The following is a 15,077-nucleotide window of genomic DNA, read 5'->3' on the forward strand; positions in this document are numbered from 1 at the left end:
CTCAGTCTCCCAGATAGGCGTCGCGGACGCGTGGATCGCGGCGGATGGCCTCGCTGTCGCCATGGGCGATGACGCTGCCCGCCACCAGCACGGAGATGCGATCCGCCAGCCGGAACACCGCGTCCATGTCATGCTCGATCAGCAGGATGGGGACTTCGTGTTTCAGGGTCTCGAGCAGTTCGGTCAGCCGTGCCGTCCCCTCGGGGCCGAGTCCGGCCATGGGTTCGTCCAGCAGCAGGGCGCGGGGTTTCAGCACCAGTGCACAGGCCACCTCCACCTGGCGGCGCTCGCCGTGGGAGAGTTCCGCCACCGGCGTGTCGGCACGGTGGACGAGGTGCATACGCTCCAGGGCCGCGCGGGCAGGGGCCAGCAGGCTCGGATCACGATCGACCGGCTGCCAGAAGCGGAAACTGTGCCCCTGCAGCGCCTGGGCGCCGATCATCACGTTACGCAGCACGCTGAGGGGCTCGGCCAGGCAAGAGACCTGGAAGCTGCGGCCCAGGCCGAGGCGGGCCCGACGGGCGACCCCCAGGGCGGTGATGTCGCGCGCCCCCAGGTGAATCTTTCCGGCATCGGGCCTCAGGCTTCCGGCGATCTGGGCGATCAGGGTCGACTTGCCGGCGCCGTTGGGCCCGATCAGGGCATGGATCTCGCCGGCCTTCAGGTCCAGCGACACGTCGTGGGTAGCCTGCAGGGCGCCGAAGCGCTTGTGCAGGCCGGACATCGACAGCACGCTCTCACCCATGGTGCTCTCTCCCGGCCAGCCAGCCGATCACGCCCTGCTTGGCGAACAGCACCACGCCCAGCAGTACCAGGCCGAGGAAGAACTGCCAGTATTCGGTCAGCCCGCCCAGCAGGGTCTCCATCATCACGAAGAGGATGGCCCCGGCGAGGGGCCCATAGAGGCGGCCGACGCCTCCCAGGATGACGATCACCATCAGCTCGCCGGAGAAGTGCCAACTGAGCATGGAGGGGCTGACGAAGCCGTTCAGGTCCGCGTAGAGGGCTCCGGCCAGGCCGGTAATCATCGCCGAGATGACGAAGGCCACCAGCCGGATCGGAAAGGGCGAGATGCCGGCGGTGGCCAGGCGGGTCTCGTTGAGCCGCGCCATGGTCAGGGCGGCCCCGAAGCGGGACCTCATCAGTCGCGAGGTGAGCGCCAGGGAGAGCACCAGCGCCGTGAAACAGATCAGGAAGAAACTCAGGGCGTGGTTGGTATCGATGCCGGGCAGAGCGTTGCGCAGGTAGATCGGCAGGCCATCCTCGCCGCCATAGTCGGGCCAGGAGTTGGCGAAGTAGTAGGCCATCTGGGCGAAGGCCAGGGTGATCATGATGAAGTAGACGCCGGTGGTGCGCAGCGAGATGGCACCGATCGCCAGAGCGAGCAGGCCGCAGAGCAGCACGGCCGCCAGCCAGATCACCAGCATGTTGTCGCTGCCGGGCAGGCCCATCACCAGGCTGCCCTCGAACGCATGGTGGGCGCTGATGCCGGCGACATAGCCGCCCAGGCCGAAGTAGGCGGCATGGCCGAAGCTGATCATGCCACCGAAGCCGATGGCCAGGTTCAGCCCCACGGCGGCCATGGCCACCAGGGCGACCCGGGAGGCGAGGTTGACGTAGTAGATTTCGCCCAGCAGGTGGGCGGCGACGGGAGCCAGCAGCATCAATGCCAGCAGTGCAACCTCTACCAGCCGCCGGCGATTCAGCCAGTGGCTCCCGCTGGGTGGACCCGCGGTGGGAGCGGTCGTCGAAGGGGGCCTAGTCATGCGCGGCAAAGAGTCCCTTTGGTTTGAAGGCGAGAATCACCGCCATGAGGATGTAGATCAGCATGGCGGCCAGGGCGGTCCCGGCACCGGCGGCGTCCGAGGGGCTCATGAACTGGCCGAACAGCGCGGGCAGGAAGACCCGGCCCAGGGTATCCACCATGCCGACCAGCAGGGCGCCGAGCAGGGCACCCTTGATCGAGCCGATGCCGCCGATCACGATCACCACGAAGGCCAGGATCAGCACCGGCTCGCCCATGCCCACCTGCACCGACTGCAGGGCGCCGACCAGGGATCCGGCCAGGCCCGCCAGGGCGGCGCCCAGGGCGAATACCAGGGTATAGAGCCGCCGGATGTTGACCCCCAGGGCGCCGATTATCTCGCGGTCGCTCTCGCCGGCGCGGATGCGCATGCCCAGCCGGGTATGCGCGATCAGCAGATAGAGGCCGGCGGCGACCACCACCCCCACGGCGATGATCACCAGCCGATAGACGGGATAGCGCGAGCCGCCGGGCAGTGCCACTGACCCGGACAGCGCCTCGGGCGGGCTGAGCCACAGCGGTGAGGAGCCGAACAGCCAGCGGGTGCCTTCGGAGAAGATCAGGATCAGCGCGAAGGTGGCCAGGACCTGGTCGAGGTGAGAACGCCCGTAGAGGCGACGTATCACCAGCAGTTCGACGATGGCACCGGCTGCGGCGGCCGCCAGCACGCCGGCGGCCAGGCCCAGCGGGAAGGAGCCGGTCGAGACGCTCGTCAAGGCGGTGACATAGGCCCCGACCATGTAGAAGGAGCCGTGTGCCAGGTTGATCAAGCCCATGACCCCGAAGACCAGGGTCAGGCCGCTGGCCATTAGGAACAGCATGGTACCGAGCTGCAGGCCGTTGATCAGTTGCTCGATCAGCAGGGTAACGGACACGTCAGGTAGCCTTTAGAGAAGCGAAGCGATCACATCCGGCACTGCTCGGCATAGACGTCCTGGATATCCTTGACGGCGATACCGACCAGGCGATTGGTCGGCTCGCCATCCTCGCCTTCGACGACCTCGCGGACATGGATGTCCTGGATCGGGTGGTGGTTCGAGCCGAAGCGGAATTCGCCACGTACCGAATCGAAGTCAGCGTCGCGCAGGGCGTCGCGGAAGGCGTCCTTGTCGCTCGGATGTGCCTTGTCCAGGGCGCTCAGGATCAGGCGGGCGGTATCGTAGCCCTGGGCCGCATAGAGGGTCGGCATACGCTCGTAGGCCTCCTGGAAGCCCTCGACGAAGGCCTGGTTCGCCGCGTTGTCCAGGTCATAGGCCCACTGCGAGGTGTTCATGGCGCCGATCGCGGCGCTGCCCACCGCCTTGATGATCGTCTCGTCAAACGAGAAGGCCGCCCCGAACACCGGCATCTCGACACCTGAGCTCTCCCACTGCTTCATGAAGGAGATCCCCATGCCGCCGGGCAGGAAGAAGAACAGGCTATCGGCATCGCTGGCACGGATCCTGGCGATCTCCGCGGCGTAGTCGGTCTGGCCCAGCTGGGTGTAGATCTCGTCGGCGACCTCGCCCTCGAAGAGGTGCTTGAAACCGGCCAGGGCGTCGGTGCCGGCAGGATAGTTGGGCGCCATCAGCAGGGGATTCTCGAAGCCCTGCCCGCGCATATAGGCCCCCATGGCACCGTGCAGGTTGTCGTTCTGGTAGGCCACGTTGAAGTAGTTTTCGTGGCACATGCGCCCCGCAAGATCCGAAGGGCCGGCATTGGGCGAGAGGTAGAAGGTTCCCTGGCGGACGACCGAGGGCACCACGGCCATGGCCAGGTTGGACCAGATGATGCCGGTGAGGATGTCGACCTGGTCGCGTTGCATGAACTCGTTGGAGAGCGACTTGGCGAGGTCGGGGCGGCGGGCGTCGTCCTGGATCAGGACCTCGAGATCATCGCGATCCGCCTGGTTCATGGCGAGCATGAAGCCGTCGCGGACATCGACACCGAGATGGGATCCGCCTCCCGACAGGGTCGTGATCATGCCGATCTTGACGTCATCGGCCTGGGCCGTGGCTACGGCGGTGGTCATCAGCAGGCCGAGGCCGGCACGGGTCAGCGTGTTCATGGAAATCCCCTCCAGAGTTCTGTTGGTATCATGGCGGTGGCACGGTGATGGCGACCGCAAGCACAGGATGCCGATGCGGTAATGTACTACGAATGCCGCGTTGAGCTCTCCACGTTCCCCTCGCGGAGCCGGCAGAGCGCATGCTCCGCCCCTCCTCTTGCCGCATCGTGACGACTCAAGCGCCACTTCGGCAATCCCGTGGCAGCAGGATTGACAGCGGGCTCGGCAGGCGCGAGTCTGGCAATTCGCGGTTCGAGATCCCCGAGTGGCTGGCTGCATCGGGCAAGGGAGGCACCCATGCTGGAAGACTGCAAGAATGCCCTGGAGCGCTGGGGCGGCGTCCACGAGCTGATCGATCGCTGGCTGCACGAGCGCCGAGAGTTGCTGATCCATTTCGCTGCGCTGAAGCAGGCCTGCGATGCTGAACTCGAGACGGTGAACTCGGAGCGTGTCAATACCTTCAGCGAGGTGTTGATGGACTATATCAGCGCGGGCCACTTCGAGGTCTATCCGCAGTTGCGGGAAGAGGCGAAAGCCTTCAATGACCACCAGGCCCTGGAAATCGCTGATCGCCTGCTGGAGCGCTTGGAGATGTCCACCGAACTGGTGCTCTCCTTCGACCGCGACTACGACAGCCCGGCCCGTGCCGAGCACCACCTGCGTCGGCTTCCTGCCTGGCTTGATCGCCTGAACCGAGGTCTCAGCGAGCGCTTCAGCCTCGAGGACCAGCTGATCGCCCGCCTGCATGCGGCCCATGCGCCGGATGCCGCCGAGCTGCGCTCCTTCGAGGAGTGAGCGCGCTTCGCGCTTGTCAGGGGTGAGGGGTGAGCGCGCTTGTGAATAGTGAGTAGTTACCCCTCACCCCTCACCATTCACTCTTCACCGTCCCTTCGGGCCCAGCACCAGCATGCAGGGCGTGAGCAGCAGGGTCAGGCCGGTGGCGAAGACCAGGCCGCCGGCGATGGCGCTGGAGAGCTGCGTCCACCACTGGGTCGAGGGCGCGCCCAGTCCCAGGCTCGGTGTGATCAGGTCGACGTTGACGCCCAGTACCATGGGCATGAGACCCAGTACCGTGGTCACGGCGGTGAGCAGCACCGGCCGAAGGCGCAGTCCGCCGGCCTCGAGGGCCGCCTCCCTGGCGGAATGCCCCTCGCCGCGCAGCTGGTTGTAGGTATCGATCAGCACGATGTTGTTGTTCACCACGATGCCTGCCAGAGCAATGATGCCCATCCCCACCATGACAATGCCGAAGGGCTGGGCATTGGCGAGCAGGCCGAGCAGCACCCCGGCGGTCGAGAAGACGATGGCGGAGAGCACCAGCGCCGCCTGGTAGAGGCTGTTGAACTGGGTGACGAGAATCAGCGCCATCAGGCAGATCGCTACCAGGAAGGCCGTGGCAAGGAACTGCATGGCTTCCTGCTGGTCCTCCTGCTCGCCGGCCACGTTGACCCTCACTCCGTCGGGAGGTGACTCCATGGCCGCCATCAAGGCCGCCAGACGCTCGTCGGGGCGGTTGTCGGCGGTGACATCGGCCTCCAGGGTGATGGCCCGGCGCCCATCGATGCGGTGCAGGGTGCCCACCTTGGGGGCGGGTTCCAGCGAGACGAAGTGCGAGATCGGCACCTGGCCGCGGCGGGTATTCAGCGTCAGTCGGCCCAGCTGGTCCAGCGAGCGGGCACCCCGCGGCAGCCGTACCCGGATGTCCACCTCGTCGTTGACCCCGGCCGGGCGGTAGCTCGCCACCTGCAGCCCGGTGGTGATCAGCTGCACGGCACTGCCTACGCTGGCGACGTCGGTACCGAAGCGGGCGGCGGCCTCGCGGTCCACCTTCACCCGCCACTCCACGCCCGGCAGGCTGCGATTGTCCTCGATGTCGCGAAAGCCGCCCAGTTCGCCCATGGTCCGGCGCAGCGAGGTGACCACCTGATCGGCCAGGGCCGGGTCCTGGGCACTGACCTCCAGCACGATGGGCTTGCCGCCGGCCGGCCCCGATTCCTGTTCGCGAAATTCCAGCTGGATGCCCGGCAGGTCGCGAGTGCGCTCGGTCATCTCGGCCAGGATCGCGCTTGCCGGGCGGCGCCGCTGCCAGTCGATCAGCTGGAATTGCAGCACACCCACCACGTCGCTGCCGAGTTGCTGGTCCGGCCTTGCAAAGGAGCGTGCGTAGAGCGCCTGGACCTCGCTCATGCCGGTGAGCCGTGTCTCGACCCGTCGCACCACGGCATCGGTCTCCACGGCGGAGAAGTCGCCCCGCGCGCGCACCAGCACCTGGGCGGTATCGGGCTCGACGCTGGGGAAGAACTCGACGCCGTGGTTGAAGCGGGCGTAGGCGGTGTAGATCAGGGCCATCAACAGCAGGGCGACCAGCAGGGTGAGGCCCGGCCAGGCGAGCAGGCGGGCCAGCAAGGCCCGGTAGAGCCGGCCGCCCGCAGTGATCAGCTCGGTGTCGCGGCTGGCAGCGGCACGTCGCACGCCGAACACGCCGCCTAGGGTGGGCAGGAAGATCAGCGCCATGGCCAGCGACGCCAGCAGGCAGAGTATCACCGTGATGGGCAGGTACTTCATGAACTGGCCCACCACGCCGGGCCAGAACAGCAGCGGCACGAAGACCGCCAGGGTGGTGGCGGTGGAGGCAATCACCGGCCAGCTCATGCGTGTGGCGGCCTGAATCCAGGCCTCCCGGGGCGGCAGGCCCTGGCGCTGGTGACGGTCGGCTAGCTCGCTGACCACGATGGCGCCGTCCACCAGCATGCCGGCGACCAGGATCAGCGCGAACATCACCACGATGTTGAGGGTGTAACCGAGGGCCCAGATCATCAGGATGCCGGTGAGGAAGGCGCCGGGAATGGTCAGGCCCACCATCAGCGCCGAGCGCAGGCCCATGGCGGCCAGGATCAGCACCAGCACCAGCACCACCGCGGTGACGACGTTGTTGAGAAGCTCCGAAAGGATGTCGCGGACGGTCTCGGACTGGTCGAGGATGGTGGTGACCTCCAGTTCCTCAGGCATCAGCTCGGCGGCCTCGTCGAGCAGCCCCTGCACCTGGGCCACGGTGGCGATGATGTTGGCGCCGGCCCGCTTGGAGATCTCCAGCACCAGGGCCGGCTGACCGTCGATACGGGCGAAGCCCTCCGGGTCCTTGAAGGTGGGACGGATCCAGGCCACGTCACCGAAGGTCACCACCCGGTCGCCGTCGATCTTTACCGGCATCGCCATGACGTCCTCGAGGCGTTCGATGATCCCCGGCACCTTGAGCGCCTGGCGGCCCGCTCCGGTATCCAGGCTGCCGGCCGCCACCAGACGGTTGTTGCGGCTGAACAGGTTGAACAGGGTGTCGAAGTCGACGCCGTAGCTGTCGAGCACCAGGGGGTCGACGACGACCTCCAGCAGGTCCTCGCGGTCACCGCCGATGTCCACCTCGAGCACCGCCGGGATGCCCTCGATCTCCTGCTGCAGGCGGCGTGCCACGGCCAGTCGCTGGCGCTCTTCCAGCGGCCCGGAGAGGCCGATGGAGAGCACGGGGAAGAGCGCCACGTTGACCTCCATGACGCGCGGTTCGTCGGCCTCCGCTGGGAGCTCGGCACGGGCGATGTCGACCTTCTCGCGCACGTCGGTCAGCGCCTGGTCGGGGTCGAAACCGGGATCGAACTCCAGGGTGACGGCGGCACGTCCCTCGCTGGCTTGCGCGGTCATCTTGCGCAGCCCCTCGATGCTGCGCAGTTCCTGCTCCATGGGGCGCACCAGCAGCCGCTCGCCATCCTCGGGACTGACGCCCTCCAGCGACATCGCCACATAGATGATGGGGATGGTGACGTCGGGGTTGGCCTCCTTGGGGATCGCCTGCCAGGCGGCCAAGCCTGCCAGCAACAGGGCGACCAGCAGCAGCAGGGTGGTGCGCGAGCGATCTAGTGCCGCCTCGATCAGGGCCCGCATCTCAGCGCAGTTCCTCGGTAGCGTCCGTGCCTGTCTGCATGCTGGCTGACTCGACGGGGACGGCCTGTACGCGATCGCCGGCATTCACGAAGCCACCGCCCAGAGTGATCAGCCGGATCCGTTCAGGCAGGCCTGACACCCGGGCGGTTTCGGTATCGGCACCGATCAGCTCGATCGCGGTAAGCTGCACCCGGTCGTCGGCGTCCAGGTGCTTCACCGCCAGTTGGCCGTCGCCGTCGAGCTCGAGCAGGGCAGGTGAGAGCCGGTGCACCTGGCGTTCGGGCAGGCGGATGACCAGGGTGGCGCTGGCGCCGGCCAGTCGGCGGCCCTCGGGATTGGCCAGCGTGGCCTCTACAGAGAAGCTGCGGGTGCTGTCATCGGCACGGCTGGCCACGTGGCTTAGCTCGCCGGCCAGACGGGTGCCGTCGAGCAGCTGGATTTCGGCGGGCAGCCCGGGGGTCAGCGACAGAGCATCCCGCTGTGGCGCCGCGGCTATCGCCGTGAGGCGCGAGTCGTCGACCAGCCGGCCCCAGCCCTCGCCCGCCTGGATCAGGTTCCCGATCTCCACGTCGAGGCGGTCGAGCACGCCGTCGAAGGGGGCCTCGGGGCGGGTGTCATCGAGCTGGCGACGCAGGGTGGCGACCTCGGCCAGGGCCTGACTGACGCCGCTCTGCAGGCGAAGGTAGTCCGGGTTGGAGATCAGCTTGCGGCGACGCAGCTCTTCGGCGCCGGCCAGCTCGCCCCGCGCCAGGGCCAGCTCGGCCTCGGCCTGCTCGAGCTGGGCGGGGAGCTCCTCCCGGGCCAAGGCCAGCAGGGTCTCACCCTCCTTGACTCGCTCACCCAGGGTGACGGGCAATGCCGCTACCCGGCCCGATTGTCGGGCGCGCAGTTCTACCTCGCGATGAGCTTCGAGCTGGCCCTGCAGCACCAATCGGGGCGCATAAGCCTCTGCCTGGCGCTCCACCACCTCGACTCGGGTTGGCGCCGGCTCCTCGGTATCGCCTCTTTCGGGTGGGGTGTCGCGGAACCCCTCGATGTCACCGAGCGCCAGCCACACCAGCAGCAGGCAGGCCAGCCCAATGGCAAACAGGACCGAGAGCGGAGGGAGACGACGGCGGGGCATGCAGTGTGATCCATCAGCGAGCATGAAAGCGCTAGCATACTATCCTCGCCAGGCTCTCTCATACAGATGTTTGCCGCACGCCGCCTCGGGTAAGTGCCGTTCCCCCTCCCTCCTAGGTCGAATTGAGTTTTGTGCAGTGCAGGCATACCATCTTGGCGATTCGAGTTCCGGCCGGGCAGGCGGCATGTCGGTCCGGCTCATCCTCACGGCGACAACCCGCGCGTTGACAACCCAAGGAGCGACCATGAAAGACCCCGTCCGTATTGCCATTACCGGTGCTGCCGGCCAGATCAGTTATTCGCTTGCTTTCCGTATCGCCTCCGGCGACATGCTGGGCAAGGACCAGCCGGTCATCCTGCAGCTGCTGGAAATTCCGCCGGCCATGGATGCCCTCAACGGCGTGGTGATGGAGCTCAACGACTGCGCCTTCCCGCTGCTCGAGGACATCGTTGCCACCGACGATGCCAACGTCGCCTTCAAGGATGCCGACTTCGCGCTGCTGGTTGGCGCCCGTCCGCGCGGACCGGGCATGGAGCGCAAGGACCTGCTGGAAGCCAACGCGGCGATCTTCTCCGTGCAGGGCAAGGCGCTCAACGACAATGCCAGCCGCGACGTGCGCGTGCTGGTGGTAGGCAACCCGGCCAACACCAACGCGCTGATCGCCTCCTGCAACGCGCCGGACCTGGATGCTGGCCAGTTCACCGCCATGATGCGGCTGGACCACAACCGCGCCAAGACGCAGCTGGCCCAGAAGACCGGCAAGCACGTCAACGATGTCGCGCAGATGATCGTCTGGGGCAACCACAGCGCAACCCAGTATCCCGATCTGGCCCACTGCAAGGTGGACGGCACCCCGGCCTTCGATCTGGTGGAGCGCGACTGGTACGAGAGCGATTTCATCCCCACCGTGCAGCAGCGCGGTGCCGTCATCATCAAGGCGCGTGGTGCCTCCTCCGCGGCCTCCGCGGCGTCCGCGGCCATCGATCACATGCGCGACTGGGCGCTGGGCACCGATGAAGTGGTCAGCATGGGCATTCCCGCCGATGGCAGCTATGGCGTCAAGCCCGGCATCATGTATTCCTATCCGGTGACCTGCAAGGGCGGCAAGTACGAGATCGTCCAGGGCCTCGAGGTCGACGAGTTCAGCCGCGGCCGCATGAAGGCCACCGAAGACGAGCTGCGCGAGGAGCGTGCCGCCGTCGAGCATCTGCTGGGCTGATCGCCAGCTATAAGCGGTAAGCGGTAAGAATAAGCAACCCCCGGGGCCGCCGCCTCCGGGGGTTGCCGTTGTTGAAAGGCATCTGTCGTAGGCCCGGCAAGCGATTGCGCACTGGGCAAGCCTGCTCCCCACCCCGTAGGAGCGCTGCTTGCAGCGCGAACCGCTGCGAAGCGGCGGCTTCAACCGCGCGGTCCAATCGCTTTGCAAGCAAAGCTCCCACGACAACCTTTCCGGTGGCTCAGCACCCTCTAGGAGCGAAATTCATTTTGCGATTGTGGTTGCCGCCATGGGTTGCAGCGGGGAAGTTAGTCCCGGAGGCTGATGATCTTCCACCCGCGGGCTTCGGCGACTTCGCGCAGGCTGGGGTCGGGGTCCACCGCCACCGGGTGGTCGACCTGCTCCAGCAGTGCCAGGTCGTTGTGGGAGTCGCTGTAGAACCAGCTGCCGTCCAGGGTCAGGTCGCGGTCGGCAAGCCATTCCTCCAGACGCTTGACCTTGCCCTCGCGAAAGCTGGGGATGCCGGTGGCACGACCGGTATAGCGGCCGTCGACCACCTCGGGCTCCACGGCGATCAGCTCGTCGATCCCCAGGCGCTCGGCGATGGGGCCGGTGATGAAGCGGTTGGTGGCGGTGACGATCAGCAGGGTATCACCGCGGGTGCGGTGTCGGGCCACCAGCTCTTCGCCCTTGTGCAGGATATGTGGCTCGATCTTGCTGGCCATGAACTGCTGGTGCCAGGCGGCGAGCTGCTCGGGGCTGTGTTCCGTCAGCGGCCGCAGCGCCACTTCCAGGAAGGCCTGGATATCCAGGGTGCCGGCTTCGTAGTCGGCCAGGAAGCGGTCGTTGGCCTCGCGGTAGGCCACCGGGTCCACGGCCCCCTGCTCCAGCAAGAATTCTCCCCAGGCATGGTCGCTGTCGGTCGACAGCAGGGTGTTGTCCAGGTCGAAAATGGCCAGGCTCACTGCATTCCCCTCGTATGTTGATGATCGAGCGTGTTTCATGGTCGTGGCAAGGTCGGCGATTATGGCAGAAGCGGCGTCAGGCATCGAGCGCCAGGCCGGCGCTGATGACGACGCCTTTCCCGCTAACAGCATGGTCGTATTGATGCCCTTTGCGGCCCTGTGGAAGAATGGTCCCAATACTGGATTCATAAGGTGAAGTCCGTGATCGACGCTGAGGGCTTTCGCCCCAATGTTGGCATCATCATTGCCAACGAGCAGGGGCAGCTGCTTTGGGCGCGTCGGGTAGGACAGAATGCGTGGCAGTTTCCCCAGGGAGGCATCAAGGCTAACGAGACTCCGCAACAGGCACTATTTCGTGAGCTGCACGAGGAAATCGGCCTGACCGCCGACGACGTCGAGATCCTTGCCTGCACCCGGGGCTGGCTGCGTTATCGCCTGCCGCGACGCATGGTTCGTACCCATTCGAGGCCGGTGTGCATCGGCCAGAAGCAGAAGTGGTTCCTGCTGAGGATTTGCTGCCAGGAGAGCCGGATCTGCATGGACATGTCCGGCAAGCCGGAGTTCGATGGCTGGCGATGGGTCAGTTACTGGTATCCCTTGGGGCAGGTTGTGCCCTTCAAGCGGGAGGTCTACCGCCGTGCCCTGCGCGAGCTCTCCCCCCGGGCGCAACGGTTGGCCCTTGGCCATGGATAAGCGCCATGGATGAGCCGAGCGCCTGACGGCGACGGCATTCCTCAGCGAGGCGAGAGATAACCACGATGGAAAAGAAGACGCCGATGCTCGAGGTGTTGCGACGCATCATTCAGGAGGTCAACGGGGCGCGCAATCTGGATGCGGCCCTGGCCACCATGGTGCGACGCATCCGCAAGGCGATGCGCACCGACGTATGCTCCTTTTACCTCTTCGACCCCGACATCGACCGACTGGTGCTGATGGAAACCATCGGTCTTCGTTCCCAGGCGGTGGGACGGGTAAGCCTGGAAGTGGGTGAGGGCCTGGTGGGCCTGGTGGCCAAGCGCGAAGAGCCACTGAATCTGGAAAACGCCCACGTTCACCCCCGGTTTCTCTACTTCGAGGCCACCGGCGAGGAGCGCTACTCGAGTTTCCTCGGTGTGCCGATCATCCACCAGCGCCGCATGCTGGGGGTGCTGGTGGTGCAGCAGTCCGAGAAGCGTCGCTTCGACGAGGAAGACGAGGCCTTCCTGGTGACCATGGCCGCCCAACTGGCGGGCGTGCTGGCCCATGCCCTGGCGACGGGTGGGCTCAACCGGCCGAGCATGCCGGGAGGGCAGGCGCGCTTCACCGGCGTGGCGGCTTCGCCCGGCATGGCCATCGGCGAGGCGGTGGTGACCGCCGCTCCCGCGGACCTCAACAGTGTGCCGGACCTGATCCCCACTGACGTGGAGTACGAGATTGCACGGCTCAAGGAGGCCATAGGTCGGGTGCGAAACGAGATTCGCGCCGCCGGCGAGCGTCTGGCCAGCCGCATCTCCGCCCAGGAACTGGCCCTGTTCGATGTTTATCAGCAGATGCTCGGTGAGGCGGCGCTCTCCCAGGAGGTCGAGAAACGCATCCGTGAAGGCCAGTGGGCACCCGGCGCCCTGGCCGACGTGGTGCGTCGCCATGTCCAGTATCTCGAACGGGTCGATGATGACTATCTGCGCGAGCGTGCCGCTGACGTCCGTGACCTGGGGCGGCGCGTGCTGGCCCACCTGCAGGAAGAGACGCCCCAGACCCCGGCGATCTATCCTGACAGCACCATTCTGGTGGGTGACGAGATCAGCGTGGCGATGCTTGGCGAAGTGCCCCGCGACAAGCTGGCCGGGCTGGTCTCGGTGCGCGGCTCCAGCACCTCCCACGTGGCCATCGTCGCAAGGGCCATGGGGATTCCTACCGTGCTCGGCATGGTCGATCTGCCGCTGCCGCGTCTCGGCGGCAACCGGGTGGTGCTGGACGGCCACCGCGGGCGTCTCTTCGTGCGGCCCACGCCGGAGCTCGAGAGCCACTATCAGAGCCTGATCGACGAGGAACGGGCACTGATGGAGGTGCTGGAGCATGAGCAGGACCTGCCCAGCCGCACGCCGGACGGCCACGACATGTCGCTGATGGTCAACACCGGCCTGACGGTGGATGCCGTCGCCTCGCTCAAGTCGCGGATCGGCGGGGTGGGGCTCTATCGCACCGAAGTGCCCTTCATGATCACCGAGCGCTTCCCCGGCGAACAGGAGCAGACCCGCCTCTACCGTGATCAGCTCGAGAGCTTCGCGCCGCTGCCGGTGGTGATGCGGACCCTGGACATCGGCGGCGACAAGGACCTGCCCTACTTTCCCATCGAAGAGGCCAATCCCTTCCTGGGTTGGCGAGGCATCCGGGTCACTCTCGACCATCCCGAGGTGCTGATGGTGCAGTTGCGCGCCATGCTGCGTGCCTCCCAGGGATTGGACAACCTCCAGGTGCTGCTGCCGATGGTCACCAACGTCGACGAGGTCGACGATGCGCTGCGCCTGCTCGACCGCGCCATCCTCGAACTCGGCGAGGAAGACGTTCCGGTCAACCGGCCGCCGGTGGGGGTGATGCTGGAGGTGCCGGCAACCCTCTACCAGCTCGATGCCCTGGCGTGTCGGGTCGATTTCTTCTCGGTGGGCAGCAACGACCTCACTCAGTACCTGCTGGCGGTGGATCGCAACAATCCGCGGGTCGCGGAACTCTATGACGCCTGCCATCCCGCCGTGCTCTCGGCCATGGCCCGGCTCGCTGAGGATACTCGACGCCTGGACATGCCCACCTCGGTGTGCGGCGAGATGGCCGGTGACCCCGCCGGGGCCCTGATGCTGATGGGCATGGGCTTCGATGCCTTGTCGATGAATGCGCCCAGCCTGCCGCGGGTCAGGGCAGCGATCCGCCGGGTATCCCTCGACGGCGCTCGCGAGCTGGTCACGGAAACCCTCAGGCTCGATACGCCCGGCGAGGTGCGTCGCCACCTCGCGAAACGCCTGGACGGCTGGGATCTCGGTCACCTGTTGCCGCCGCGGGATTGAGTATCGCTTGCTTCTGGCACATCTTGTAGGAGCGCTCGGTTCGACGTCTCGACTGGCAGCGCGATGGGTAGGGCTCTTACGGCTGGTTCAGTGACAGTTGCAACACGCTCTCCCCCAGCCTGACCCCTTGCGGCCCGAAGCGCCGCTCGCCGATCTCGATTCCTCCGTCAGCCCGCCAGGTGAGCCAGGTGGAGGCGCGAGTGCCGTACTCCTGTCCGACGATGAACGGGGATGACAGCCGGCGCTCCGCCTCGAGCCCCACGCCGGTTTCCGGTAGTTCGTCGTCGTCGGCGGGGTGGGGGTCGCCGAGTGCGGACAGGGCCTCCTCCGGCCAGCGGCCATGGCGCAGGCTGGCGGCGAGTCCCTGACGGGCGGCGATCAGCTTGGGCCAGGGGCTGTCCAGGCTGGCATTGGAGAGGCCGTGCAGGCCCGGCGGAACCTCGTTCAGCCACACGCCATCGCGACCGCGATGGAGGTGCCACAGCCGCTCACCGTCGCCGGTCAGCAGGTTGAAGCCGGGGTAGCACTCGGCGGCGGTACCGGCGAGGCGCTGAAGCCACGTTGCCAGGTCGTTGCACTCCAGCGCCTCGCGCACCAGGGCGCCGCGGCTGGCAGCGCCCGGCGGCACGGTGAGGCGCGGGTCGCGCACATTGGTGATGGCGGCAACGCGGCCGCGGCGATGCACCGCCAGCCAGCTGCCGCCGGCTTCCAGGTCGCGGCCGCCGACGATTTCCGAGGCATCGGGCCAGATGCCCAGGGGCGCGGCCGGGCGGGCGTGGAATTCGTCACGGTTGGCCACCAGGCGCAGCGGAAAGGCGCTGCCGGGGCGATGGTCGAAGGCAATCAGACACATGGGGCCAGCTTATCGGGCCGGCCGGCCGGGGGGAAGGCTCCGCCATGACAGTCTCGTTCCGGCCACGTACACTCTGTTTACTATCGTGCTTGCACAGG

Annotated in this window: 12 protein-coding genes; 4 read left to right on the forward strand and 8 right to left on the reverse strand. The window is 66.7% G+C overall.

The window, feature by feature from the left end:
- Position 1 precedes the first annotated feature (1 nt).
- From HALO32_RS06970 to HALO32_RS06985, 4 genes are read right to left on the reverse strand one after another with little or no spacing between them, the layout of a single operon-like run.
- On the reverse strand, positions 2 to 745 hold the full coding sequence (locus HALO32_RS06970; RefSeq protein ID WP_151443036.1) for an ABC transporter ATP-binding protein: 744 nt from the start codon (positions 743 to 745) through the stop codon (positions 2 to 4).
- On the reverse strand, positions 738 to 1,766 hold the full coding sequence (locus tag HALO32_RS06975; protein WP_151443037.1) for a branched-chain amino acid ABC transporter permease: 1,029 nt from the start codon (positions 1,764 to 1,766) through the stop codon (positions 738 to 740). The genes HALO32_RS06970 and HALO32_RS06975 overlap by 8 nt, the downstream gene beginning before the upstream one ends.
- Positions 1,759 to 2,679 (reverse strand): branched-chain amino acid ABC transporter permease, encoded by a 921-nt coding sequence (locus HALO32_RS06980; RefSeq protein WP_151443038.1) that lies wholly within the window; start codon positions 2,677 to 2,679, stop codon positions 1,759 to 1,761. Before HALO32_RS06980 ends, HALO32_RS06975 begins: the two co-directional genes overlap by 8 nt.
- Positions 2,680 to 2,708: 29 nt before the next feature.
- Positions 2,709 to 3,851: an ABC transporter substrate-binding protein gene (locus tag HALO32_RS06985; protein ID WP_151443039.1), complete on the reverse strand. Its 1,143-nt coding sequence runs from the start codon at positions 3,849 to 3,851 to the stop codon at positions 2,709 to 2,711.
- A gap of 297 nt (positions 3,852 to 4,148) precedes the next feature.
- Here HALO32_RS06985 and rsd point away from each other — a divergent pair, with 297 nt between their 5' ends.
- Positions 4,149 to 4,646 carry a sigma D regulator gene (rsd, locus tag HALO32_RS06990; RefSeq protein WP_151443040.1) on the forward strand — a complete coding sequence of 166 codons (498 nt, stop codon included), beginning with the start codon at positions 4,149 to 4,151 and terminating at the stop codon, positions 4,644 to 4,646.
- Between the two features lie 84 nt (positions 4,647 to 4,730).
- Here rsd and HALO32_RS06995 read toward each other — a convergent pair whose 3' ends face one another.
- A complete protein-coding gene (locus HALO32_RS06995) occupies positions 4,731 to 7,784 on the reverse strand; it encodes an efflux RND transporter permease subunit (RefSeq protein ID WP_151443041.1) in 3,054 nt (1,017 codons plus the stop codon).
- 1 nt (position 7,785) lies between these two features.
- Positions 7,786 to 8,907, reverse strand: coding sequence for an efflux RND transporter periplasmic adaptor subunit (locus HALO32_RS07000; RefSeq protein ID WP_151443042.1), 1,122 nt, complete (start codon positions 8,905 to 8,907; stop codon positions 7,786 to 7,788).
- 244 nt (positions 8,908 to 9,151) lie between these two features.
- On the opposite strand from HALO32_RS07000, the gene HALO32_RS07005 reads away from it, so the two are divergent.
- The gene (locus HALO32_RS07005; protein ID WP_151443043.1) at positions 9,152 to 10,126 is read left to right on the forward strand and encodes a malate dehydrogenase; all 975 of its coding nucleotides are present in this window, start codon (positions 9,152 to 9,154) and stop codon (positions 10,124 to 10,126) included.
- A gap of 305 nt (positions 10,127 to 10,431) precedes the next feature.
- Here the strand turns inward: HALO32_RS07005 and HALO32_RS07010 are convergent, their stop codons facing one another.
- Positions 10,432 to 11,088 carry a histidinol-phosphatase gene (locus HALO32_RS07010; protein ID WP_151443044.1) on the reverse strand — a complete coding sequence of 219 codons (657 nt, stop codon included), beginning with the start codon at positions 11,086 to 11,088 and terminating at the stop codon, positions 10,432 to 10,434.
- A 201-nt stretch (positions 11,089 to 11,289) separates the two neighbouring features.
- On the opposite strand from HALO32_RS07010, the gene HALO32_RS07015 reads away from it, so the two are divergent.
- Positions 11,290 to 11,781 carry an RNA pyrophosphohydrolase gene (locus tag HALO32_RS07015; protein WP_151443045.1) on the forward strand — a complete coding sequence of 164 codons (492 nt, stop codon included), beginning with the start codon at positions 11,290 to 11,292 and terminating at the stop codon, positions 11,779 to 11,781.
- An 83-nt stretch (positions 11,782 to 11,864) separates the two neighbouring features.
- On the forward strand, positions 11,865 to 14,126 hold the full coding sequence (ptsP, locus tag HALO32_RS07020) for a phosphoenolpyruvate--protein phosphotransferase (RefSeq protein WP_151443148.1): 2,262 nt from the start codon (positions 11,865 to 11,867) through the stop codon (positions 14,124 to 14,126).
- Positions 14,127 to 14,202: 76 nt separating this feature from the next.
- Here ptsP and HALO32_RS07025 read toward each other — a convergent pair whose 3' ends face one another.
- The gene (locus HALO32_RS07025; RefSeq protein WP_151443046.1) at positions 14,203 to 14,979 is read right to left on the reverse strand and encodes an NRDE family protein; all 777 of its coding nucleotides are present in this window, start codon (positions 14,977 to 14,979) and stop codon (positions 14,203 to 14,205) included.
- Positions 14,980 to 15,077 lie beyond the last annotated feature (98 nt).

This window comes from Halomonas lysinitropha (genome assembly GCF_902500215.1).
Taxonomy (GTDB): Bacteria; Pseudomonadota; Gammaproteobacteria; order Pseudomonadales; family Halomonadaceae; genus Halomonas; species Halomonas lysinitropha.